General features: G+C 51.6%; 21 protein-coding genes, 2 tRNA genes and 1 other RNA gene. 8 read left to right on the top strand and 16 right to left on the bottom strand.

Annotated elements, in window-relative coordinates:
• Positions 1–34 precede the first annotated feature (34 nt).
• The 5 genes from KOO62_05720 (at position 35) to KOO62_05700 (ending at position 5,503) form a co-directional block, all read left to right on the top strand.
• The gene (locus KOO62_05720; protein ID MBU8933485.1) at positions 35–1,453 is read left to right on the top strand and encodes a sodium:solute symporter family protein; all 1,419 of its coding nucleotides are present in this window, start codon (positions 35–37) and stop codon (positions 1,451–1,453) included.
• 36 nt (positions 1,454–1,489) lie between these two features.
• Positions 1,490–2,443, top strand: coding sequence for a ketopantoate reductase family protein (locus KOO62_05715; GenBank protein ID MBU8933484.1), 954 nt, complete (start codon positions 1,490–1,492; stop codon positions 2,441–2,443).
• Positions 2,444–2,499: 56 nt separating this feature from the next.
• Positions 2,500–3,564 (top strand): 6-hydroxycyclohex-1-ene-1-carbonyl-CoA dehydrogenase, encoded by a 1,065-nt coding sequence (had, locus tag KOO62_05710; GenBank protein MBU8933483.1) that lies wholly within the window; start codon positions 2,500–2,502, stop codon positions 3,562–3,564.
• Between the two features lie 71 nt (positions 3,565–3,635).
• Positions 3,636–4,721 carry a 6-oxocyclohex-1-ene-1-carbonyl-CoA hydratase gene (gene oah / locus KOO62_05705; protein MBU8933482.1) on the top strand — a complete coding sequence of 362 codons (1,086 nt, stop codon included), beginning with the start codon at positions 3,636–3,638 and terminating at the stop codon, positions 4,719–4,721.
• Between the two features lie 5 nt (positions 4,722–4,726).
• The gene (locus KOO62_05700) at positions 4,727–5,503 is read left to right on the top strand and encodes an enoyl-CoA hydratase/isomerase family protein (GenBank protein MBU8933481.1); all 777 of its coding nucleotides are present in this window, start codon (positions 4,727–4,729) and stop codon (positions 5,501–5,503) included.
• Between the two features lie 113 nt (positions 5,504–5,616).
• Here the strand turns inward: KOO62_05700 and KOO62_05695 are convergent, their stop codons facing one another.
• The 3 genes from KOO62_05695 to KOO62_05685 are packed head-to-tail and all read right to left on the bottom strand — an operon-like array spanning position 5,617 to position 7,977.
• On the bottom strand, positions 5,617–6,057 hold the full coding sequence (locus KOO62_05695) for a Zn-ribbon domain-containing OB-fold protein (protein MBU8933480.1): 441 nt from the start codon (positions 6,055–6,057) through the stop codon (positions 5,617–5,619).
• A 4-nt stretch (positions 6,058–6,061) separates the two neighbouring features.
• A complete protein-coding gene (locus KOO62_05690) occupies positions 6,062–7,216 on the bottom strand; it encodes a thiolase domain-containing protein (GenBank protein MBU8933479.1) in 1,155 nt (384 codons plus the stop codon).
• An 11-nt stretch (positions 7,217–7,227) separates the two neighbouring features.
• Entirely contained in the window at positions 7,228–7,977 is a 750-nt protein-coding gene (locus KOO62_05685) for an SDR family oxidoreductase (GenBank protein ID MBU8933478.1), read from the bottom strand.
• 258 nt (positions 7,978–8,235) lie between these two features.
• Between KOO62_05685 and KOO62_05680 the strand changes: the two genes are divergently transcribed.
• The 3 genes from KOO62_05680 to KOO62_05670 all read left to right on the top strand — a co-directional run bounded on the left by KOO62_05680 (position 8,236) and on the right by KOO62_05670 (position 10,573).
• The gene (locus KOO62_05680; GenBank protein ID MBU8933477.1) at positions 8,236–8,919 is read left to right on the top strand and encodes a nucleotidyltransferase family protein; all 684 of its coding nucleotides are present in this window, start codon (positions 8,236–8,238) and stop codon (positions 8,917–8,919) included.
• A 68-nt stretch (positions 8,920–8,987) separates the two neighbouring features.
• Complete coding sequence (locus KOO62_05675; GenBank protein ID MBU8933476.1) at positions 8,988–9,758, top strand: XdhC/CoxI family protein; 771 nt, start codon at positions 8,988–8,990, stop codon at positions 9,756–9,758.
• 8 nt (positions 9,759–9,766) lie between these two features.
• Positions 9,767–10,573, top strand: a complete 807-nt coding sequence (locus KOO62_05670) for an EF2563 family selenium-dependent molybdenum hydroxylase system protein (GenBank protein ID MBU8933475.1) — start codon at positions 9,767–9,769, stop codon at positions 10,571–10,573.
• An 8-nt stretch (positions 10,574–10,581) separates the two neighbouring features.
• Here the strand turns inward: KOO62_05670 and KOO62_05665 are convergent, their stop codons facing one another.
• The 13 genes from KOO62_05665 to KOO62_05605 form a co-directional block, all read right to left on the bottom strand.
• Positions 10,582–11,010 carry a PaaI family thioesterase gene (locus KOO62_05665; protein MBU8933474.1) on the bottom strand — a complete coding sequence of 143 codons (429 nt, stop codon included), beginning with the start codon at positions 11,008–11,010 and terminating at the stop codon, positions 10,582–10,584.
• Positions 11,011–11,028: 18 nt separating this feature from the next.
• Entirely contained in the window at positions 11,029–12,147 is a 1,119-nt protein-coding gene (locus KOO62_05660) for an acyl-CoA dehydrogenase family protein (protein ID MBU8933473.1), read from the bottom strand.
• Positions 12,148–12,252: 105 nt separating this feature from the next.
• Positions 12,253–13,380: a histidinol-phosphate transaminase gene (gene hisC, locus KOO62_05655; GenBank protein ID MBU8933472.1), complete on the bottom strand. Its 1,128-nt coding sequence runs from the start codon at positions 13,378–13,380 to the stop codon at positions 12,253–12,255.
• Between the two features lie 459 nt (positions 13,381–13,839).
• Positions 13,840–14,262, bottom strand: a complete 423-nt coding sequence (locus KOO62_05650; protein MBU8933471.1) for a cobalamin B12-binding domain-containing protein — start codon at positions 14,260–14,262, stop codon at positions 13,840–13,842.
• 48 nt (positions 14,263–14,310) lie between these two features.
• Positions 14,311–16,008 carry a methylmalonyl-CoA mutase family protein gene (locus tag KOO62_05645; protein MBU8933470.1) on the bottom strand — a complete coding sequence of 566 codons (1,698 nt, stop codon included), beginning with the start codon at positions 16,006–16,008 and terminating at the stop codon, positions 14,311–14,313.
• A gap of 116 nt (positions 16,009–16,124) precedes the next feature.
• Positions 16,125–17,072 (bottom strand): methylmalonyl Co-A mutase-associated GTPase MeaB, encoded by a 948-nt coding sequence (gene meaB / locus KOO62_05640; protein MBU8933469.1) that lies wholly within the window; start codon positions 17,070–17,072, stop codon positions 16,125–16,127.
• 14 nt (positions 17,073–17,086) lie between these two features.
• Complete coding sequence (recJ, locus tag KOO62_05635; GenBank protein MBU8933468.1) at positions 17,087–18,826, bottom strand: single-stranded-DNA-specific exonuclease RecJ; 1,740 nt, start codon at positions 18,824–18,826, stop codon at positions 17,087–17,089.
• Positions 18,827–18,853: 27 nt separating this feature from the next.
• Positions 18,854–19,222: RNase P RNA component class A (gene rnpB / locus KOO62_05630), an RNA gene on the bottom strand.
• A gap of 61 nt (positions 19,223–19,283) precedes the next feature.
• Positions 19,284–20,750, bottom strand: a complete 1,467-nt coding sequence (guaB, locus tag KOO62_05625) for an IMP dehydrogenase (protein ID MBU8933467.1) — start codon at positions 20,748–20,750, stop codon at positions 19,284–19,286.
• A 44-nt stretch (positions 20,751–20,794) separates the two neighbouring features.
• Positions 20,795–21,511: a hypothetical protein gene (locus KOO62_05620; GenBank protein ID MBU8933466.1), complete on the bottom strand. Its 717-nt coding sequence runs from the start codon at positions 21,509–21,511 to the stop codon at positions 20,795–20,797.
• Between the two features lie 193 nt (positions 21,512–21,704).
• Positions 21,705–21,778, bottom strand: a tRNA-Val gene (locus KOO62_05615).
• 26 nt (positions 21,779–21,804) lie between these two features.
• Positions 21,805–21,878: transfer RNA gene (locus KOO62_05610), tRNA-Ile, on the bottom strand.
• 142 nt (positions 21,879–22,020) lie between these two features.
• Positions 22,021–22,746 (bottom strand): hypothetical protein, encoded by a 726-nt coding sequence (locus tag KOO62_05605; protein MBU8933465.1) that lies wholly within the window; start codon positions 22,744–22,746, stop codon positions 22,021–22,023.
• Between the last annotated feature and the right edge of the window lie 169 nt (positions 22,747–22,915).

The raw sequence follows: 22,915 nt of genomic DNA, 5'->3' as shown, positions 1-22,915 counted from the left end.
GGCCACGGACTGAGCTGGACGACAGGAGCAGATCATGAACTGGATTCCGCTGAGCATCGTATGTGTTTATATAGTCCTCCTGTATCTGATTACGTGGTGGACACGGCGTTTGAGCGCGGGAGGAATGGTCGCTTACCTTCTGGCAGGACGGAGTCTCCCATTTTGGGTGATCGCCCCGCTTCTGACCGGTCTGGCGATCGGCGGTGCTTCCACTATTGGAGTAGCGGAACGCGCTTACACTTCCGGCATATCTGCCGGTTGGTATAACGCGGCCTGGGCCGCCGGAGCGCTTCTGGTCGGTTTGGTTGCGGCCCGCCGTTATCGTCGCCTGGAGGTTAGTACTCTTCCGGAGCTATTCGAGAGACACTACAGTGTGTCGGGTCGAGTTATCGGAGTTATTGGCCAGTTGGTGCTGCAACTAGTCATTACGTCCCTGCAATATGTTGCTGGCGCTGCGATCCTTTCGTCGTTGTTGCCCGATGTCTTCAGTTTCCAGGCGGGCATGTTAGTCACGGCGATCGCCTTTGTGGGAATTACTTTGATCGGCGGTTTCTGGGCGGCAGGTTTGACCAACATCATCAATGTCATCCTCATCTATGTAGGAGTCTGTCTCGGGGCCTTCATGGCGGTCGAAAAAGTGGGAGGTCTGGGCGAACTTGTCGCGCGACTTCCAGCGCAACACCCCGGCTTTGATCTCAGTGGACTTGGCTGGGGACTTGTGATCGCGTGGTTAGTAGTCATGTGTACAACGGTGTTCTCGGTTCAATCGATTGCGCAGATAAGTTTTGCCGCCAAAGACTCAGGGGCTGCCAGAAAGGGTTTCATTCTGGGCGGATTGATTATCCTGCCGGTCGGCTTTATCAGTGCCATAATAGGTGTAGCTGCGGCGGTGCTTCATCCGGGAATAGTCCCAACCGAAGCGCTGCCCCGTATGGTCCTGAGTCTGAGTCCGGTCGTGGCCGGGATTATTCTCGCAGGTCTTTGGGCCGCCGATATTTCTACCGCGTCGGCTCTATTGGTCGGCAGTGCTACCCTGGTAGTGGGAGATTTGATCAAACGATTTGTCACTCCTGACATGACCGAACGGAGGGAGAAGATGATCTCACGGCTCACGATATTGGTACTGAGTGTTCTAACTTACCTTCTGGCGGTGACTGTGTCCGGTATCCTCAAGACCCTACTGATAGGCTTGACGTTAACAACCGCCTATACATTAGTAACTCTGATGACAATATTCTTTCCTGGTCTTTGCCGACGCGGTCATGCCACTTGGACGCTAGTGATGGCTATGATAGCGTTAGTCGTTTGGCTGACTGTTCCGCAAATCTCTGCCCTCTTTGCGGGCTGGGGTTTGCCGCATCCGATCTTTTTCTGCTGGATAGTATGTCTGCTGACATTTGCTTTCGTACTACTGTTTGATAAAAGAAGAATACAGGCAATCGGTTATTCATGATATACCGGTTGAAAAGAATACAGGATTTGGGAGGCCATGATGGCAGGAAAAACTAACAATACCCAGCTGCGCATCGGCGTGGTCGGCCTGGGACCAATCGGTTCCACTCTGGCCGTTCACCTGATAGAGGCCGGAGCGTTTGTTGTTCCGTGTGACATCGATCGCAAGAAGATAGATTTGATCAAGGAATCCGGGATTCAAGTCGAGAACAAGATCCAGAAAACCGCCGATGTAGCCGTAGCGTGTTATGCCGTTGACGAACTAGGAGAGTATGATCTCGACTTGGTCGTGGTCTCGGTGAAGACACCCATCCTGGGGAAAATAGTCTCGACGTTATCGAAGGTTATTCCGGAAACAGCTTTTATCTTATGTGCTCAGAATGGGTTGGATAATGAACTCGAAGTTGCGAATGTTGTCGGTCAAGACAGAACTTTGCGTATGGTGGTCAACTGGGCTGGCGGGATGAGTTCTCCCAACACGGTGAACATGATTTTCTTCAATTCTCCAAATTACATTGCCGCCTTGACGCCCCAGGGCAGTGCTATGTCGAGCACAATCGCAGAGATGCTTAGCTCGGTCGAATTGAAAACAGAAATCCCCGACAACATTCGGGTTTACACCTGGGAGAAAGCAATCCTCAACGCCGCCCTTGCCCCTGTTTGTGCAATCACGAGACTGACCATGAAACAGGTTATGGATACACCCGAGGCGGTGGAGATGGTGAAAGCTATCATTGACGAGTCCGTTTTGGTAGCCAATGCGGATGGTATCAAATACGACAAAGGTTTTGGCGAGTTCTGTCTGAACTACTTGAAGGGTGGTGGGGACCATCGTCCTTCGATGGCATTAGATTTGGAAGGCGGACTGGCGACCGAAATCGACTACATGAACGGGAGAATCGCTCAGTATGGTCGCAAGTACGGTCTTGCTACGCCCAATAACCAAACCATCACGGCTCTGGTTCACATGCTGGAACGGTCGTCCCAATGAGCCTGATCTTGACATTGTAATTGGATGTGACTATCTTGCAATCTTAGGAGGAGAATATGAAACAGATGTATGCCTATCAAATGACTGCCAAGGATGCCCCGTTCGAGCGGGTCGAGTCGCCGTTGCCGAAAGCAGGCGAGGGCGAGGCTCTGGTCGAAGTTGCGGGTTGTGGAGTGTGCCACACGGATCTGAGTTTCTGGCATTATGGGGTACCCACCAAGCACGCGTTGCCGCTTGTGTTAGGCCATGAAATAAGCGGGACAGTCCTGGAAGGGCCGTCCGAACTTATCGGCAAGCCGGTCTTGATTCCGGCGGTGCTACCCTGCGGCGAATGCGAACTGTGTAAAAATGGAAGAAGCAACATCTGTCAGAATCAGAAGATGCCCGGCAATGATTTCGATGGCGGGTTCGCCAGCCACGTGGTCGTTCCGGCTCGATTCCTGACAGTCGTACCAGAGGCTGCTTTGGCCCAGGCTTCACTGGCCGAACTTTCGGTTATTGCCGATGCCGTATCGACGCCTTACCAGGTTATTGTCAAGAGCGATTTGAAGAAGGATGACTTTGCCGTCGTCATCGGGGTGGGCGGAGTTGGAATCTATGCGGCTCAACTGGCCAGGATACTCGGGGCCAAAGTTCTGGCCCTTGATATTGCGCAGGACAAACTGGATCAGCTTTCCGAAGTGGGTATCTCAAACACTTTGAATATCAAAGGCCTCGACATCCGGGAAACGAAAAAAGCCGTGAAGGCCGGCTGCAAGGAGATGGGTGCTTCGCCGTTTGGCTGGAAGATCTATGAGATGTCGGGAACGAAAGCCGGCCAAGAACTCGCCTACGCTCTTATGGGTATCGCCGGTACTCTGTCGATTGTAGGTTTCACACTCGACAAGCTTGAAGTACGCCTGAGTAATCTTATGGCTTTTGATGGCCAGGTCATCGGTACGTGGGGTTGCAAACCCGAACTCTATACCGATGTTGTCAGTCTGACGGCCGAAGGTAAACTCAAACTCAAGCCATTCACCGAAACATTTCCGCTATCGCAAATCAACGACATATTCGCGCGCACCTTGGAAGGGAAGATGTTGAAGAGATCAGTTCTCATCCCGGATTCCGAAGGTGCCTGATCATTAGGGAAGGATGACAAAGACAGTTTGAGGTCACGAGTGACCAGTATAACAGAACAGGAGAGTAGGAAATGGGAAGAGATATTGTCAGTCATGATCTGGTAGAAGTAGACTTCACGGAAATTATCTATGATCTGAAACCATGTCTCGGCCAGGACGGCAAAGAAGTCGACGGTCTCTACAATGCCTGGATTTGTCTCAACAATCCACAGCAATATAATTCATATACGACGGCGGCGGTTAAGGAAGTGATCCTGGCTTTCAGGAAAGCATCCAATGATCGTTCGGTCGCAAATGTTGTGTTTACGGCGGTGGGCGACAAAGCTTTCTGCACGGGCGGCAATACTAAGGAATACGCCGAGTATTATTCCGGAAGGCCGCTTGAGTACAAGCAGTACATGCGGTTGTTCAACGACATGATTACCTCCATTCTCATGTGCGACAAGCCGGTCATCTGCCGCGTGAACGGAATGCGTATTGCAGGTGGGCAGGAAATTGGAATGGCTTGCGACTTTACCGTCGCCAGCGATCTGGCTATCTTCGGCCAGGCCGGTCCCAGGCACGGTAGTGCTCCCGACGGCGGCAGTACTGATTTTCTTCACCTGTTCGTGGGTATCGAACGGGCCATGCAAAGCTGTACGCTCTGTGAAATGTGGAGCGCCTACGAGGCTAAGAACCTCGGACTAATAACGGACGCAGTACCCGTGCTGAAGCTGGGCGAAAACTTCGTACGCAATCCAATGGTGATCACCGATCGCTGGCTCAATGATTCCGGGGCTATTGTCTATGGCAGAACCAAATCGGGCGATGACCTCAAAGCGGGCAAAGGAAAACTCAAAGAAGGTGCGATTGATCTTACGCCTCTGGATGATTGCGTGAACGACCTCTGTACCAAGCTGCTTTACCTGATGCCGGATTGTGTCAATAAGACCCTCAATAGTCTGAGAAAAAAGAAACTGGAACACTGGGACAAAAACCAACAGAGTAACCGTGACTGGCTCGGACTGAACATGATGACCGAAGGCAAGGCCGGCTTCAGGGCCTTTAACGAAGGACCCCGCGGCAACAGAGAAGTGGACTTCATTAAGCTGCGCAAAATGTTGTCTGAGGGACACGCGTGGGACGATGAACTCCTTAATGCGATTCTGCCGAAGTAAGCATTATGAGTGACAAAATACAAACTCAATCGCTGCATGACGGCCAAGTCATGAGACTGACGCTAAACGCACCCAAGGCGAATATCCTGGATGCAGAGATGATGACCGATTTGCAGCAGGCGCTGGATGATTTGCGTCAGCAACCTGGTGTGAAGTTGTTGCAGTTCACGGGCGCAGGCAAACATTTCAGCTTTGGCGCCAGCGTACCGGAACACACCTGCGAGAATGCCCCGGCGATGTTGAAACAGTTCCACGAGCTGTTCTATACCTTGGCTGATCTTGCTATTCCAACCGCCGCGATAATCTCGGGCCAATGTCTGGGCGGCGGAATGGAACTGGCCCTTATGTGCAATTTCATGTTTGCCGATCAAACCGCCAAGTTGGGACAACCGGAAATCCAACTCGGTGTTTTTGCACCCCCGGCGTCATTGCTCCTGCCCATGAAACTAGGCCAGGCAAGAGCGGACGATATCCTGCTGTCCGGCAGAATGATTTCAGCCCTGGAGGCGGATGAATCCGGATTGCTGACAGAAGTATTTGATGATCACGAATCACTGCTGGCCGGGATTGAGGTTTGGATTGAGGAGCATATTCTCGCCAAGAGCGCCTCTTCCCTACGATATGCCGTGAGAGCCGCGCGCCTTGAGTTCAACCGGGTAATAAAAGAGAAGCTTCCCGAGCAGGAACGGCTCTATGTCGATGAGTTGATGGCCACGCACGACGCCAATGAAGGCATCGCGTCATTTCTTGAACGGCGTAAGCCGGATTGGAAGAACCGGTAGTCTTAACGTTTGAAGCCTTAATTGTAATTGATTGAAATGAAAAGAGTCCTAGCACTATTTAGTGTCAGGACTCTTCTTGAATTCAAAGCCAGCCTGTGCAGGCGAGATCGTCGCTACACTTTGGACCAGGTTGTCCCCGGTTTTTCCAACGAGTAGTAAACTTTGATGTCTTTTATTTCCTCGAAAATCTGAGGTACCACTTGAAGGTCCATGCCAATTTTAATGTCGCTCTCGGCAATCGATTCGCCAAACCAGGCCAGCAAACGTCCGCCATCTTTGAGATCAACAACTCCGACTGTGTAGGGAACGGTATCCTCGAATCCGGTCGGGGCGGCATGAATCTTCGTGAAACTAAGAAGTGTCGCTTGTCCGTCGTATTCCGTGAACTCGAATTCACCAGAGAGACACTTGCTGCAATCAGCCTTAGGCGGGAATGACTCTTGACCACACTGTTTGCACTTGGATGCCATCAGGTGACCGTCCTTGAGGTGGTCGGCGAAATCTGTAACTTTGGTGTACGGCGAGAAATTTACTTTTCCAAACCATTTAAACATAAGCTCAGTCCCTCCTGAGGACTTGGACAAAGCAATATTGTCCGATGCCACCAACATTGTGCGTGAGTCCGACATCGGCGTCCGGCACCTGGCGTTCTCCCGCTTCTCCTCTTAGCTGCTTGGCGATCTCCACCGTCATCGAGACTCCGGTGGCTCCGATCGGATGGCCTTTGGATTTCAGCCCACCGTCGACGTTGACCGGGGTCGATCCGCCAATGTACGACTGTTTTTCTTCGATGAACTTACCTCCGGCCCCTCGTTCGCAGAAGCCCAGGTCCTCATACGCCATGATCTCAGCTATGGTAAAACAATCATGAACCTCAGCAACCTTAATGTCCTTGGGGCCGACACCGGCCATTTCATAAGCGATCCGTGACGCTTCCTCGGCGCTAGGAAGTCCTGTCAGATTGGGTCGCCTGAGTACTGACATGCTGGCCGTCGAACAGGCCATACCGTCCAGCCAAACGACCGGCCCTTTGGCTTTCTTGGCGATTTCTTCCGAGGCAAGGATCACACAGGCCGCCCCATCGGCATTGGCGCAGCAATCGTAGACCTGGAAAGGATCAGATACCGGGTCCGATGCCAGAGCCTTTTCAATCGTGATTTCTTTCTGAAAGAGTGCGTTGGGATTCCGTGCGCCGTAGTAGTGATTCTTGACCGCTACCTGAAGCAGTTGTTCGCGCTTGGTGCCGAACTCGTGCATGTGGCTCTGGGCAAATAACGCGTAGTAGGCGGGGAAGGTGGTGCCGAACACCGACTCCCATTGCACCTCACCGACCCGCCCCATTAGGGCCAGAATCTCAGGGGTGGCCAGCTCCGTCATCTTCTGACAGCCAATGACCGCCATCATCTTGTGCGCTCCGGACCCGATACCCATCCAGGCGGTGCGTATAGCGGCACTGCCGGAGGCACAGGCCACTTCCGTTAACCAGGTTGGTTTTGGGTTCAATCCCAGGTATTCTTGTACAACTCCGGGCAATGAGCGTTGTTTGTGGTACTCGGGGACTGAGCCGATTACCGTACCGTCGATGTCAGCTGGATCCACCTGGGCATCATGGATTGCCTCGCGGTATGCCTCGAAGGCCAACTCCTGAACGGTGGCATCACTTCTGCGTCCAAACTCTCCGTGTCCTATACCTATTATTCCCACTCGGGCCATATTGGTGCCTCCTAAATGTATTGACCGCCGTCGATCTTGAAGATTTCTCCGGTTATGTGGCGAGCCTTGTCCGAACACAGAAATGTAACCAAATAGGCCACGTCATCCGGAGCAGCGATTCGCCCCAGAACAGTCTCATCGATGGCCATATTGAGAAACTCAGCGGGTATGTTCTTGGCCATGTCGGTCATCACCATGCCGGGGGCAACAACGTTCACGGTGACGTTGAACTTGCCCAGTTCCTTGGCTAATGATTTGCTCATGGCGATTTCGCCACCCTTGGAAGCCGCGTAGTTTGTCTGGGCGAACTTACCGCGAAGGCCGTTTATGGATGAGATATTAATGATTCTTCCGCTCTTCTGATCCTTGAAGATGAGTGCGGCGGCTTTGTTGTAATTGAAATACCCCTTGAGGTTAACATTAATAACCTGATCCCATTGCTTCTCGGACATCTTCCAGATCACACCGTCCCAGTTGATGCCAGCGTTGCAAATCATGATGTCAAGTCCGCCAAATTCCTCCGTGACGGTTTTCACCATATTTTGCGCATCATCATAATTCGACACGTCCGCCTGAATCGCCAATCCCTTCCTACCCATAGCGACAATCTGCTCAGCGACCTTTTTTGCCTCCGTGTCATGCTTGCGGTAGTTGATGGCAACATCGCATCCCTCGCGAGCCAGTTCCAATGCGATAGATGTTCCAATACCTACACTACCTCCGGTAACTATTGCACGTTGACCTTTCAGACCAAGATCCATCCTTTTATCCTCCTTAAATATATCGAAGAAACACTAGTTCTTCAGGCACAAGTAAACCTTTGGACAAGGGACCCATTCAAACAAACATAGCCGGCAAGATAGGGTGCACAGCGTGAGAATCAACTGTTTTCTCCGGCAATCGGTGCGCGGCTACAGTCGCATCCCTGGAACCGAAGACAGATCACTCTCCGATAACGCCGGATCCGACGAACTTGACATAGATCCTCCTTTTGTTACCTTTCCACCGGAGTACATATATTGATACCAAAAAGCCATAAACTGCACAACCGCATACCCCCACAAGGTTATCAGGATGGTCCGCGCATCAGGGGTAAGAAGGTGAATATCACCGGAGTGATTCTCGCCGCCGGGACTTCCTCGCGGATGGGTTCGGCTAATAAGCTTTTGTTGAAATACCGGGAGCACACGATTATTGAAGAGACCCTGGTGCAAATGTCGAATTCCAGGGTCGACAATATTCTCATTGTCACAGGATATGAGAGCACTCAGATCGAAAAACTGTTGTCTGGCAGAGTGAACGATAGAGTGAGGTTGATATACAATCCTAACTATCTTCAGGGCCGAGCAGAGTCAATCAAGATAGCTATCTGCCACATTGCGGACGAAGCCGGCGCTGCTCTGTTCATGGTGGCGGACAAACCGGGTGTCACCTCCGACTTGATAAACCGGGCTATTGATCAATACAAGCAAATTCTGCCGGCCATCCTCTACGTGGATACACCGACTGGCCGTGGTCACCCGATCGTGTTCTCGAGCGCTCTGTTCAATGACCTGCTCTCGCTGGAAGGTGATCGAGTAGGCAATGAACTTGTCAGCCGGTACGAAGCTGACGTTGCTAAGCTGATGGACCAGACACAACAGATTGACATTGACGATGAATCCGACTATCTTATGGCGCTGCAATATGGAGCTGACAGATAGAGGTAAGACAACCTATGCAGACGGGATCATAGCACCGGCCAAAACACAAACAAAACAGGTTACGGTTCATGAGTATCTTTGAAGAAATGCACAATAGTAAGAAGGCTGGTCTGCCCTTTGTGCTGGCCACCATCGTGCGGACGGCCGGACCGTCGCCGCGATTGGCCGGAGCCAAAATGCTGGTGTTCCCTGATGGGACAATCTCAGGCACAATAGGTGGCGGCACATTTGAAAAGTTGGTTATTGACGATTGTCTTCGACTGTTGAACACGGGCGTGAACCACGAGTTGAAACGATATGCATTTTCGCAGATGGGTAAGGATGCAACCGGAATGTCATGTGGAGGTGAAGGGGAAGTTTTCATGGAAGTCAGCTCCAGACCGAAGAGATTGTTGATTTTTGGCGGGGGGCATATCTGCAACGAACTCGTAAGACTTGCCGCCGGTTCCGAGTTCTCGGTTTGCGTTATTGATGATCGCCCGGATATTCTGAGCAAATACAATGAACCTGTGACGACCCTGACGACAGATTCTAACTACCAGGAAAATCTCCCCGCTCTTGATCGCGATTGTTATGTGGTCATCGTCACCCGCTCCCATAAGCACGACGAACCGGTCCTGGCGCAGGTCATTGAGGAAAAGTGTGCGTACATCGGCATGATTGGATCAAAGGCGAAGGTTCGCAAGATGTTTGCATCCCTGGAGAAATCGGGTGTAGATCCGGCGCGGCTGGAGCAGGTGCACGCCCCCATCGGTTTGAACATCAAGGGTGAAGGCCCCTATGAAATCGCCGTCTCCATACTGGCCGAGTTGATCTCCGTAAAGAACAAGACAGACTGAAATCCAGGGTGACTTCGCATTCCGTCAAGAATAGGGTAATCGTCCGAGGGGCGGGAGAGATGGCCTCAGGGGTCATAAAATACCTGGTACTGGACGGCCATAGCGTGGTCGCCCTGGAGAAGCCGGCTCCTTCGTGTGTAAGGCGTCACGTGTGTTACGCCGAAGCGTTTTTCAAGGAGAGATTAACGATTGAGGGGGTTACTGCCGTCCTCGTTAGTAACGTGGAAGAGGCCGAGGCAACCACCGATGATCGGATTGTTCCTCTATTGATCGATCCGGAAGCCAAACAACTGTCCACTTTAGCACCGATGGTAGTTATCGACGCTCGTATGCTCAAACAGCGAAGCGAGACTAATCTCGGAATGGCGCCCGTAGTGATCGGTCTCGGTCCGGGTTTCACTGCTTCTGATAATTGCCATGCTGCCATAGAAACGAACCGAGGGACAAACCTGGGACGAGTACTTTACTCCGGTTCTCCCGAGGTCTATTCCGGTGTCCCTGCTTCTGTCCACGGGTATAGTCGGCGGAGAGTCCTGCGCTCTCCCGCCCAGGGCACGTTTGTGGCTCGGTGCAGAATCTCGGACACTGTTCGGTCCGGTCAGGTTCTCGGCTATGTTAAGTCGATCGCAGTCGTTGGCGCCATTGACGGGGTCGTGCGGGGGTTGATCCATGATGGCCTGGAAGTAGATATAGGTCAGAAGATCGGCGATATCGATCCCCGTAGTGTGAAGGAACACTGCTATGTAATGTCTGACAAGGCCAACGCCATCGGCGAAGGTGTACTTGAGGCCCTGCGAGAACTTAGATGCCTATAGAGACTCAACTACAGTGACTCACGAAGTCTGTCGCCCAGACCGCTTTTGGGCTTCACGTATTTGGCCGTTGCCCTGGCCACTGTGTCACCATCTTGGTTGACGGCCTGCCCCTCGGTCAGGTAGACACTCCCTTTGCCGCCGGATTTCCAGCCTTCAAGGTGGAGTTTGTCGCCACAGTTAGCTGGCTTCAGGAATTGAACTGTGAGTTCGGCCGTGACGGCAAGAATCCCCTGAGCCAGAAGTGACTTTATCATAACTTCGTCGAGCAGAGTGGCAACAATGCCGCCATGAAACACATTCTTGTAACCGGAGAAGGCCTCATTCGCGGTGATGTCGCAGACGGCCTTATCTTCGTCCCAGAAAAACCTGGCCTTGAGACCCGTCTCGTTTTCCTGGCCGCAGACAAAGCAGCCAGAGTATAAAGGGATCTCCTTCACAATGATTGTCGTTTGCCCTTACCGATACGCACTGCCGATAATCATTCGCATAGCCTCGGAAGTGCCTTCGTATATCCTGGTTATCCGGGCGTCTCGATACAAGCGTTCTGCATTATAGTCCTGTGTGTAACCGTAACCACCATGCATCTGAACATTAGCATCGGCCGCTATGCAGGACGTTTCGGACGCTTTGAGTTTGGCCTTGGCCGCTTCGGTAGAGAAGCGCTCACCTGCATGGCACTTCGCCAGGGCGTCGTACAGAAGCAGCCGAGAGCAATCGATATCCAACCGGACGTCGGCAAAGGTGAACTGGGATGCTTGGAAGCTGGCAATCGACTTGCCAAATTGGATACGATTCTGAGCGTATTCTACGGCTTCGGTGAAGGCTTGCTCAGCCATTCCGAGGGCTCCAGCGGTAACTCCCAGTCGACCGTAATCAAGAACGGTCAAAGCAACTCTCAGTCCCTTGCCGAGTTCTCCGAGCATTGCATCGGGGGACACTTTGACGTCTTGAAAATGAACACTACAGGTCTTGGATGACCTTATCCCCAGCTTCTTCTCCGGAAGGCCGACCGAAAGACCTTCAGCATCACGTTCTACCAGGAATGCCGTATGTCGATTCTCCGTCTTGCAAATCACGACGAAAAACTTAGCAATATCGGCTGATGTGATGAACATCTTTTCCCCGTTAAGAACAAAGCCGTCGGGGCCGGACTCGGCTTTGGTACTTACGGCCGACACATCGGTCCCGGCATTCGGCTCTGTGAGACAAAACGAGGCAATGCCGCCACTGGCCATCAGGGGTGAGTATTTCTTCTTCTGTTCGTCATTACCATATAGCTCAAGGCTCTTGTAGCCGAGACTGAGGTGCGCGGCAATCAGCGTTGCGAGGCCGCCGTTGGCACGTGCGAATTCTTCAATAATACCGGCCAAAGAGAATTGATCGACTCCCATTCCGCCGAATTCTTCAGGAATCGCACATCCGAGATATCCAAGATCCGCCATCTCCTGAAGCAGGTCGTCGGGAATCCCTTCCTCATCGAGTTTCCGGGTAACTGGGAAGACGCGCTTCTGACAGAATTCTCGCGCCATGGCCGCGAATTCAAGCTGTTCATCAGTCAGTTTGAGTGATACCACCGTTTTCTCCTATAACTTCCTTGCTTCTAATCTCTTTGTCCCTCAGGACTGGAATCATGGGTTGGCCCTTGGTCGATGATGATCATTCTTATCGGGCCCTCACGTTTACTTGTTGCATCCTGTTACACAGGATGATGCAGTGATCTCTTGCCACACTTTCTCGATCACGTCTACCGCGAACTCCGTGTCCTCTTTGTTCCCGGAACTGATGCGAATGCCATTGGCCACGCCAAAGGACCCGGCATGTCTGACAATAAGTCCGTAGTCCAGACATCGCTCAAAGAACAGCCGCGCAACTTCCTCTGTCGGCAGCAACACCAACACAAAACAGGCGACCGTTTTAACATATGGAATCTCAAGTCGGTCAAAGCAGGTCGTAAATCGAGCCAGTGATTGCTCATTGACCTCAATAGTTCGTTGCAGGAATTCGTCATCAGCCAAGGCCGCCATGGCGGCTACCTGAGCCGGCTGATTGGGCTCGAACGGAAGCTTTACCTTATAGAGGGCATCAATAAGATACTCTGGCCCCACGGCAAATCCGATCCGCAGCCCGGCCAGTCCATAGACCTTGGACAACGAGCGAGCGATAATGAGGTTCTCGTGGGAGTATTGCAAACCATCCGGATAGCCGTCATGTTTGGACGCATATGCACAATACGCTTCGTCCAGAATGACTAACACTTCCTTAGGGACCTGGTCCATGAAGGCCTCAAACCGGCTCTGCGAAAACATCGTACCGGTCGGATTGTTAGGATTAGCCAAATAGACGATCTTGGTATCGGTCGATACCGATGCGGCCAGCACCTCTAGGTCAATGACATAGTCGGTTAATGGAACGAGACGCACCTTCCGGCCTTGTTTGTTGGTATTGACGAAGATCCCGGTAAAGGTTGCATCGACGGTTAGAATCTCGTCGCCTTCGAGTGTAAAGGCGTTGATGACATACGCCAGGAGGGCATCGGATCCGTGGGCGCACATAACCTGTGAAGGACTCCTGCCATACCTCTCTGCGATGGCCTTCACCAGTTCGGTCGAGCGGGGATCCACGTATCTGTGCAGGTCGGCACCTAATTGTCTCAGAGCGGCCACCGCCTTGGGCGAAGGGCCGTGCGGATTCTCATTGGAAGCCAGCCTGACGATGCGGTTTAGTTTTTTCTCGTGGGTTAGTTCCCTAATCGATTTGGCGGTCTGATATGCCTGAAGCTTTCTTACATGTTCTGGTATCTTAATCATAACATCCTCGGACCTATAAACAGCGAACCTGAATCGTCAACTTCTTCCGAACTGAACCGCACCATGCACACAGTTCGTTCTTTGCGCTCCGATCGACTATACCCCTGCTGTGGTGGAGGTTGAAATCGGTAAGCCACGTACTACCATTGTTCATAAACGTGCACAAGACATCCACAGCTCGCATGTGGTCGAACAAAGTAACCTACTGAACTCTTGAAACTAAGGGTAACTCGTCTGGTTGGCAACCAATTTCTGGTAGTCCCTTTCATGATGAGGCCGGAAGAACTTCAGTCCGGTTGTTAGGTGGGGATGGATTCGGCTCCACCCCCGCGAATCTCAATGAAGATCGAGCGCAAACAGCGCGAGCGTCAAAATGGCATTATCACCGAAATAGCTGGGAATCCGGACGCCCCCTCCTGGAGGAGTCATATCTGCGTCAAGGGCATTGCCGTACCGCAGCTACATTATATTATCGTCTGTTGTTTTTTCACTTACAGCCTTGCGAATAAACTCGATCGCCGCCGAAGTCGACGCACCGGGCGTAAACACTTTGGCAATACCCATCTTTTCGAGTTCTTCCTTGTCCTCGTCGGGGATAATGCCACCCCCAAAAAGAATAATATCACCGGCGTCTTTCGTTTTCATAACTTCAAGAATGGCTGGGAACAACGTCATATGCGCTCCCGACAAAACCGACACACCAATGGCGTCGACGTCTTCCTGTACGGCGGCATCCACAATCATCTCCGGCGTTTGTCGCAGGCCGGTGTAGATAACTTCCATGCCGGCGTCACGAAACGCGGCGGCGATAACTTTGATACCCCGGTCGTGACCGTCAAGGCCGGGTTTTGCTAACAGTATTCTGATTTTTTGTTCGGACATTGTTGGTCTCTATCTCCTCGGATTTCTTATCGTGACCATCCCTCTCCCCTAACACGGTCGCATAGCGGCCGCCGTCTCCGAATATTCGCCCCATTCCTCGCGCAAAACATCACACATTTCGCCCACCGACGCATACGCCCGGCTGCATTCCAGCAAAGCCTCAAACGTGTTACCATCGCCACGAGCAACTTCGCGCAGGTTCGACATTGCTGCCTGCAACTTGGCATCGTCGCGCTCGGCCCGAACCTTTTTCAAGAATGCACACTGGTCCGGTTCAACCTGTTTGTCAATCCTGAGCACGGGGATGTCGATCTCTTCGTCTTCCATTTCGTAATCATTGACACCGACAATAATGCGGTCCTTCTTTTCCAGTTCCTGCTGGTGACGATAGGCCGCACGGGCAATTTCCTGCTGGAAAAACCCGTCTTCAATACACTGTAACACTCCCCCGCGCTGCTCGATCTCGTCAAAATATTTTTCAGCTTCGGCTTCCATCTGGTCAGTCAGGCTCTCCACAAAATACGACCCGGCTAACGGATCAACCGTATTGGCGGCGCCGGTTTCGTGAGCGATAATTTGTTGTGTGCGCAATGCTATCGTAACCGCTTTTTCCGAAGGCAGCGCCAGGGTTTCATCCATAGAGTTAGTGTGTAGCGACTGCGTACCACCCAACACACCACTGAGGGCTTGCACAGCAACGCGAACGATATTGTTCTCCGGCTGTTGAGCAGTCAATGAACAACCAGCTGTCTGGGTGTGGAAACGGAGCAACCACGAACGGGGGTTTTTGGCACCATATTTGTCACGCATCCTCTTGGCAAAAATACGACGAGCGGCGCGGTATTTACAAATCTCTTCAAAGAAATCACTATGAGCATTGAAAAAGAACGACAAGCGCGGTGCAAAATCATCGACGTTCTGTCCGTCTTCAATAGCCGACTCGATATACTGGAAACCGTCAGCAAGAGTAAACGCCAGTTCCTGTACGGCGGTAGCACCTGCTTCGCGAATGTGGTAGCCGGAGACCGAGATCGTATTCCACTGCGGGACATGTTTCGTGCAATAGTCCATCATATCAGTAATAAGCCTAAGAGATGGTCGCGGCGGGTAGATGAACTCTTTCTGGGCGATGTATTCCTTGAGAATGTCGTTTTGAAGTGTGCCTCGCACCTTGTCAAACGGAACGCCCTGTTTTTCGGCAACAGCCAGATACATAGCCAGCAGCATCGAAGCAGGCGAGTTGATCGTCATCGAGGTAGACACTTTCGCCAGGTCAATGCCGTCGAAAATGATCTCCATGTCGGCCAGCGTATCGACGGCTACGCCGCACTTACCGACTTCGCCAAGTGAACGGGAGTGGTCGGAATCGTAACCCATCAGGGTTGGCAGATCAAAGGCGGTTGAGAGGCCGGTGCCCCCCTGTTTGAGAATATAGTGGAACCGCTCGTTTGTCTGCCGGGGAGTACCCATGCCGGCAAACTGGCGCATAGTCCACAAGCGGCTTCGGTACATCGTGTGGTGTACTCCGCGCGTGTATGGAAACTCGCCCGGAAAGCCAATGCTGTCCCAGAAATGTTCGTCGCGGTCGGCTCCTTTGATCGAGTCGGGGCCGTATAGTTCATCTATTTCAACCGATGACACTGTGAAAAAACGCGGGCGTGATTTCCTATTGCGGAACTTCTCGGCCACCTCATTCCAGCTGATGCGATGCTTTTTGAGCTTACTCAGAAATGTCTTGCCAAACATATGTTATGTACTCCATCTCACAATTAGTAGCATAAGATAACTAAGCTATTATCCGAGCGCAAGTAAGGTTGGAAAATGGGTAGAAAAATGAAATCGGAGCGGTGAGAGGATAGAACTCACGTCCTGGATGAGAATCGGCGATAAAGCCGCTCGCCAACCGCGTATGGGTCGGTCTGGCCACGCGCAATTTCATCCACGATCTGATCAAATTGTACTTCGTGCGCCAAAAGATCGACAAAATCTCGTTGGAAACGGTTTTGCAGCACGCTTACAATTTGTTTTTTTATCTGCTCACGGCGGTGCGATTCAAAGCGGCCTTTGGACCGGGCATCCTCAATAAAATCGTGAATCTTGACGACCAGTTTGTCGACATTTTTCCGAGTAACGGCCTCGGTTGGAATAACCGGTACTCTCCAGGCGCCATCCTCTGTCTTGCGGAGCTGCATGGCCTGGCGCAACTCGGAGGTAATCCGTTCGGCTCCCGGTCGGTCGGCCTTGTTGACACAAAAGATGTCGGCGATTTCCGTCAGGCCGGCTTTCATAGTCTGAACCGCGTCGCCCGATTCCGGCACCACGACGACTACCACCACATCGCAGGTATCAACAATATCAAGCTCCACCTGTCCCACACCAACCGTCTCGATAAGAGTAATGTCGAAACCGAAAGCATCATAGACAACCGTCACATTGTGCGTAGCGGCCGTTAGTCCGCCGGAGACACCACGGGTAGCCATGGAACGGAAATACACGTGGCCGTCAGGCGGGAAATCGTTCATCCGGACCCGATCACCCAAAAGCGCTCCACCTGTGAACGGTGAGCTCGGATCTACGGCGATAACTCCTACTCTCTCATTATCCTTGAGGAATTCGTGGATCAAACAATTGACGAGAGTTGATTTGCCGGCTCCGGGAGGGCCGGTTATACCTATGCGCAGAGAGTGTCCGACCGATTTGTACAGTCGGGTCAGTAGATCACGATATCCAGTACAACGGTCTTCGACAAACGAGACAATCCGGGACAAGGCTCGAATATCACCGGCCTGAAATTTGTCGATCACGGCCATAGTCAGCCCTCACATCAGACAGTGGCAGTACCGGCTGTGAGACGAATATCTTTGAGCCGAATCTGCTTCCGGGTGACATTGCGGTAGGTGTTGTACTCGACCACATACACAACATCAACCAGACAGCCTCTCGAAGAAATCAAACGGACAGTATCACCGAATCCAAAACCGATAACGTCAAACTCCGCATCCCCCTTGCGTATCCGCATCTTGAGATGATTGTTACCGACTACATAAGGCTGGGCGGAGACCTCACAATTACGGGTCAGAAATACCGGTCGCATGTTCTGAGGACCAAAAGGTGCAAAGGACTCAATGTTGGTCATGAAATCATCGTCGATATCAGTAAGTTCGATCTCGAGGTCAATGTGAAACTTAGGAACAATATCTTCCTCGGAGAGAATGCGGTTAGAAACCTCTACAAATTTGATGCGGAACTCCTCAACATTCTCAGGAGCAATCGATAACCCGGCTGCGTATTTGTGTCCGCCATATCGGATGAGAAGGTGCTCGCATTCCTTGAGAGCCTCACAGAGATGGAAACCAGGAATGGATCGGGCCGAACCTTTGCCTTCACCGTTCACCACTGAGATCATTACCGTTGGCAGGTAGTAACGTTCTACAAGACGACTTGCCACGATTCCAATAACTCCCTGGTGCCAGTCATCACCGGCCAGTACAATTGCTCGATCGGTACCGATTTCGACCAATTCTTCCATTTGAGCGAGAGCCTCATTGAGTGTCTTCTCGTCGATGTCCTTTCGTCGGCGATTCTCGCTGTCGAGCTTACGAGCAATCTCCGCAGCTACCCGTTCGTCACGAGTGGATAACAAACGAATTGCCTCACTTGCATCACCCAGGCGACCAAGAGCATTGATTCGCGGAGCCAGAACGAAAACTACCTGGCCCGTACTTATGTCTTTACCCATCAGACCGGAGATAAAAGTTAGCGATTTAAGACCCGGCTTTGTGGTTCGGGCAATCTGCCTGATACCGAACTTGGTTAGAGTGCGGTTTTCATTTACCAGAGGAACAATATCAGCCGCAGTTCCAAGAGCTACCAGATCGAGATGTTCCCAGAGATCACGCTCGTCCTGATTGAGCGAACTGTAAAGAGCCTGAGCAAACTTGAACGCCACACCCACCCCGGACAGTTCGGTCTTGTAATTACAATCAGCTTGCTTGGGATTGATTATGGTGTACGCTTCTGGCGTATCGGCACCCGGTTCGTGGTGGTCGGTGACGATGACATCAATTCCGACCGATTTGGCATAACCAATTTCCACCACTGCCGTAATACCGGTATCGACCGTAATGATGAGCGAGACTCCCCGCTCTTTGGCTTTATCGATACCTTCTTTGGACAAGCCATATCCTTCAGTCAGACGATTGGGCAAATGGAAATCGACCTGACCACCAAGCTTGTTGATGACCATATACAGCAGTGATGTAGCGGTAATGCCATCGACATCGTAGTCCCCGTAGATTGTAATCTTCTCATTATTGAATAGGGCCTCGGTGACGCGTTCGATTCCGTCCTTCATACCTACCAGCGAGAAGGGATCTACAAGATCAGTCAGGTCAGGATCAAGGAAGCGCTTGATCGCCACAGGATCATTCATTTCTCGACTGATAAGTATCTTGACCACGTTGGCGGGTAATTCTGTCGCCGACACCAGATCTTGAACAAGCTGGGGATCTCGATCTTCAGCAACCACCCATTTGAGTGGCATAGATCTGCGGATCAGAACCATTTTGGTCTCCTCTATTCTGAGGAGGACTTGACAAGCAGGAAATAAGCCGAGTTCTGTAACTCGCCGATGGCGAGCCAACAGTCATTTATCTTGGCGGTCCGGTTGCCCGGTCGCTCTGTGCGGCCCACCCGGGAATGATAACGGGGCGAATCAACCCCTCTTCCCCTATTTGGCCTTGCTCCAGGCGGGGTTTACCCACGGCACTCATTACTGAGTGCCGCCGTGGTCTCTTACACCACGTTTTCACCCTTACCCACCAATGGCGGGCGGTATAGTTTCTGCGGCACTTTCCGTCGGATCACTCCGCCCCGGTATTACCGGGCGCCTCGATTCTTTGGAGCTCGGACTTTCCTCACCTTAAATTTTCATTCAGGGCGCGACTGTTTCTCCTACTTCCCAAGTCCTTGATTATAATAACAACACAACAACATTCTAGTTAATTTCAGCACCGACGACCTCAGTACATCCTGCGGTAGTTGGGTGCTTCTTTAGTAATTGGGACCGAGTGCGGATGCGACTCCACCATTCCGGCGGCAGTAATGCGCACCATTTCAGATTTCTCGCTAAGCTCCGCCAAGGTCGCTGCCCCACAGATTCCCATCCCGGAGCGCAGACCACCGACCAGTTGATAGACGGTGTCCTCCAGCATTCCTTTGTATGGTACGCGTCCTTCTATTCCCTCCGGGACAAACTTGGCCGCTTCTTCCTGTTTTCGCTGAAAATAGCGGTCGTGACTGCCCTGCTTCATTGCCCCTAAGGAACCCATACCCCGGTATACCTTGAACGAACGGCCTTCAAACAGGACCGTTTCGCCCGGAGATTCTTCGACTCCGGCAAACAGCGATCCGACCATTACAGCACTGGCTCCACACGCCAGCGACTTGACAATATCGCCACTGAAGCGAATGCCACCGTCCGCCACTACCGGCGTACCGCTTTTAAGGGCGGCCTCAACCGCGCATATTATGGCTGCAATCTGCGGTACTCCGGCCCCGGTGACAATGCGTGTAGTACATATTGATCCGGGACCAATTCCTACTTTGACACAGTCGCACCCGGCATCAATGAGCGCCCGTGTACCGTCGGCGGTGGCTACATTTCCGGCCATCAGGGGTAGTGAAGGATATTTCTTTTTTATGGCTGTAACTCCGTCGAGCACACCCTGGCTGTGTCCGTGGGAACTGTCAATCACTAGCATATCCACCCCGGCCCATACCAACGCACCGGCCCGCTCCTCAAGGTCTTCGCCGACACCAATAGCGCCAGCCACCCTCAACCGACCCTGATCGTCCTTGGCTGCGTTCGGATACTGAATCTTCTTCATGATATCCTTGACGGTGATCATGCCCTTGAGCATGTAGTCATCATCGACAATCAATAGCTTCTCAATACGGTGCTTATGCAGTATTCCCTGGGCGGTATCCATATCTGTGCCTTCTTTGACCGTGACCAGGTTCTCTGAAGTCATGACTTCCGATATTGGAACCGCTGTATCCTTGTGAAAGCGAAGATCCCTGTTAGTCAGAATGCCTGCGAGCTTTCCCTGCATTGTAATGGGAATACCTGAAATAGAGAAACGGCTCATAACCTTTAGGGCCTCTCCAACGGTGTCAGTAGGAGATAATGTTATGGGATCGACGATCATACCCGACTCGGAACGTTTGACCTTGTCGACTTCATCGGCCTGAACTTTGGGCGACATGTTCTTGTGAATAACGCCTATCCCTCCCTGCCGGGCCAGCGCAATAGCCAGCCTTGATTCGCAGACGGTGTCCATAGCCGACGCCACCAGAGGAATTTTAAGATTGAGGTTGGGAGCGATGCTGGTAGTGATGTCGGTCTCGCGCGGTAACACGCTCGAATGAGCCGGCACCAGCAGCACATCGTCAAAGGTCAGGGCAATGTCATCCAATATACGAGTCATTGACTACATCCACAGACTTCCGGGATTCGATTCACTCGAAACCCTCAATTCGAAATATCATCATCCCAATAAAGCATTCGTCCACAACTATCACAAGTGTTGATACGGTCGCCGCGACGGATTTCCTGGACTTTCTTGGGTGTCAGGGCTTTGTTGCAAGAGCTACAGGAACGCCGTCTTACGGAAACCACTACTGTACCACCTTTGCCCTTACTCACACGCTGGTATATCGACATGATCGGGCGGGGAATTTGCTTGAGGATAACTGATCGCTCCTGCTCTTTCGAGGCCACTGTGTCGCCGATGGAATCTATCTTTTCCTGAAGGATTTTCAGCTGACGGGCGTTGTTCTCCCCGATCTGCTCATGTTTCTCTTTGATTTCAGGAAGCTCAGCGGTGAGTCTTTCAACTCGTTCCATCGTTTCGAGCAATTCATGTTCAGCTGTTGAGATCGTCGCTTTGACGGAATCTATCTGAGACACCAGCGCATCGTATTCCTTGTTCGTCTTGATCGTCATCATTTGCTGCTGGTATTTCTGGAGCTCGGCCTCTTTGGTCTTAGCCTCTAACTCCAGATTCTTCTGAGCTAGCTTTGATTCTTCGAGTGTCGCCGATGTCTCCTCAAGCTTCATCTGAACGTCCTTAACTTCGTGGTCGAGATTGCCCATCATGTCGGGCAGATACTCCTTGGAGCGCTCCAGTTCGCCGAGGTCATAATCAATTACCTGTAGTTTCAGCAACAGCTCGATATCGCTCTGCATCCGGGTCTCCTCCTTTGCTGCAACAACCTTCATCATCATCACCTAAAGCAGAAAACGCATTCCCCGTTAGTACCGGGAGAATGCGTTTCTCGTTACTTTTATTGCACTCCGCATAGCCTCTTCTGGGCAAAGGCTAACGGAGAGCCAGAGTGTTTTTCGAATCTTTCCAAAGACCATAAACGCCTACACAAAATGGGCAATACTGGATTCGAACCAGTGACCTCTCGGATGTGAACCGAACGCTCTAACCAACTGAGCTAATTGCCCTCACTGGTCCTCACCGTCATCATCACTGGGCCCTGCAGGACTCGAACCTGCGACCCGCTGATTATGAGTCAGCTGCTCTAACCAACTGAGCTAAGGGCCCAATTGTACTTGAGCCTGACAACTTATCTTCTATTCGACATTTCGTCAAGTCTTATTATTGTAACATTTTAATTCGCCCAGAAGTTCTCCGGCCTTCGATTATCTGCAAATCTTCGTCTTTATATACACACAAAGCTATCTTTTTACAGATCAATCTCAACTTCAAGCACAGTTTCTTCGGTCTCATTTGCCGAGACCAGCACATTACCGGTAGCATCAACCGCCATCGAAGCACCCCCGAATTCGTTGCAACTGTCACGGCCCACTGAGTTTACACCGACCACAGGGACTTTGTTTTCAACTGCCATCTGGACCAGAAGGCGTTTCCAATCCTCAATCCGCACCTGTGGGAAAGCGGCTGGCACAAAGATAATCTCAGCTCCAATCGACACTAGTTGCTTAAAAAGATCAGGAAAGCGGAGATCGAAGCAGATCGCCACCCCCAAGAGACCATGGCGCGTTTTGAACAGGCCTGGCATGTCCCCTGCTTGATATATTTTGTCTTCATTCATAGGGCAAAAGAGGTTGATCTTACGATACATCTGGTGCTGACCCCGATCGTAATACATATAGCAATTGTACAGCGTCTCATCCACCTGATACGGTAAACCGAGCATGATACTCGTTTGATGGTCCTTGAGACTCTTCAGTACAGTCTCAAGCGGCTTGACGGGCTCTTGCTGGTACAGAATTCCGCTGGTGCTAAGTTCGGCGAAACAGACGAGGTCAGCCCCGGACTTCTCTGCGTTCTGGATATACGCCGTGTGATCCAGCTTGCTGGTATCTTTCTGAACGATGTGGATACGCATTTGGTAGAGATAACACAAACGAGCCACGCTGTCAATGTCCAGCCGATTGAGTAGTAACATTTGCAGATCAGGATCCCTTACGATCCTGACGCAATTGCCTATATTGTCAGTCTTCGTAGGATACCTCCCTTAGTGGTTCTGCCAATTCGAGACGACGAGCAAGGACCGCGTTGCCAATCAACGCATTGACAAAACGACAAAACGGGGATATATTAATCAAGTAGTCATT

Source organism: Candidatus Zixiibacteriota bacterium (genome assembly GCA_019038695.1).
In the GTDB taxonomy this organism is placed as follows: Bacteria; Zixibacteria; MSB-5A5; order GN15; family FEB-12; genus B120-G9.
The sequence above is the reverse complement of the archived record's forward strand: the minus strand, read 5'-3'. Positions and strand labels throughout refer to the sequence as shown.

Bases quoted from the DNA above. Each gene is read 5' to 3' on its own strand.
- recJ (MBU8933468.1), bottom strand. From the start codon at position 18,826: ATGGTTCTGATCCGCAGATCTATGCCACTCAAATGGGTGGTTGCTGAA.
- KOO62_05675 (MBU8933476.1), top strand. From the start codon at position 8,988: ATGAGTATCTTTGAAGAAATGCACAATAGTAAGAAGGCTGGTCTGCCC.
- KOO62_05715 (MBU8933484.1), top strand. From the start codon at position 1,490: ATGATGGCAGGAAAAACTAACAATACCCAGCTGCGCATCGGCGTGGTC.
- meaB (MBU8933469.1), bottom strand. From the start codon at position 17,072: ATGGCCGTGATCGACAAATTTCAGGCCGGTGATATTCGAGCCTTGTCC.
- KOO62_05690 (MBU8933479.1), bottom strand. From the start codon at position 7,216: ATGGCCCGAGTGGGAATAATAGGTATAGGACACGGAGAGTTTGGACGC.
- KOO62_05650 (MBU8933471.1), bottom strand. From the start codon at position 14,262: ATGTCCGAACAAAAAATCAGAATACTGTTAGCAAAACCCGGCCTTGAC.
- hisC (MBU8933472.1), bottom strand. From the start codon at position 13,380: ATGATTAAGATACCAGAACATGTAAGAAAGCTTCAGGCATATCAGACC.
- KOO62_05720 (MBU8933485.1), top strand. From the start codon at position 35: ATGAACTGGATTCCGCTGAGCATCGTATGTGTTTATATAGTCCTCCTG.
- KOO62_05685 (MBU8933478.1), bottom strand. From the start codon at position 7,977: ATGGATCTTGGTCTGAAAGGTCAACGTGCAATAGTTACCGGAGGTAGT.
- KOO62_05605 (MBU8933465.1), bottom strand. From the start codon at position 22,746: ATGTTACTACTCAATCGGCTGGACATTGACAGCGTGGCTCGTTTGTGT.
- KOO62_05645 (MBU8933470.1), bottom strand. From the start codon at position 16,008: ATGTTTGGCAAGACATTTCTGAGTAAGCTCAAAAAGCATCGCATCAGC.
- KOO62_05620 (MBU8933466.1), bottom strand. From the start codon at position 21,511: ATGCAGAGCGATATCGAGCTGTTGCTGAAACTACAGGTAATTGATTAT.
- had (MBU8933483.1), top strand. From the start codon at position 2,500: ATGAAACAGATGTATGCCTATCAAATGACTGCCAAGGATGCCCCGTTC.
- KOO62_05700 (MBU8933481.1), top strand. From the start codon at position 4,727: ATGAGTGACAAAATACAAACTCAATCGCTGCATGACGGCCAAGTCATG.
- oah (MBU8933482.1), top strand. From the start codon at position 3,636: ATGGGAAGAGATATTGTCAGTCATGATCTGGTAGAAGTAGACTTCACG.
- guaB (MBU8933467.1), bottom strand. From the start codon at position 20,750: ATGACTCGTATATTGGATGACATTGCCCTGACCTTTGACGATGTGCTG.
- KOO62_05695 (MBU8933480.1), bottom strand. From the start codon at position 6,057: ATGTTTAAATGGTTTGGAAAAGTAAATTTCTCGCCGTACACCAAAGTT.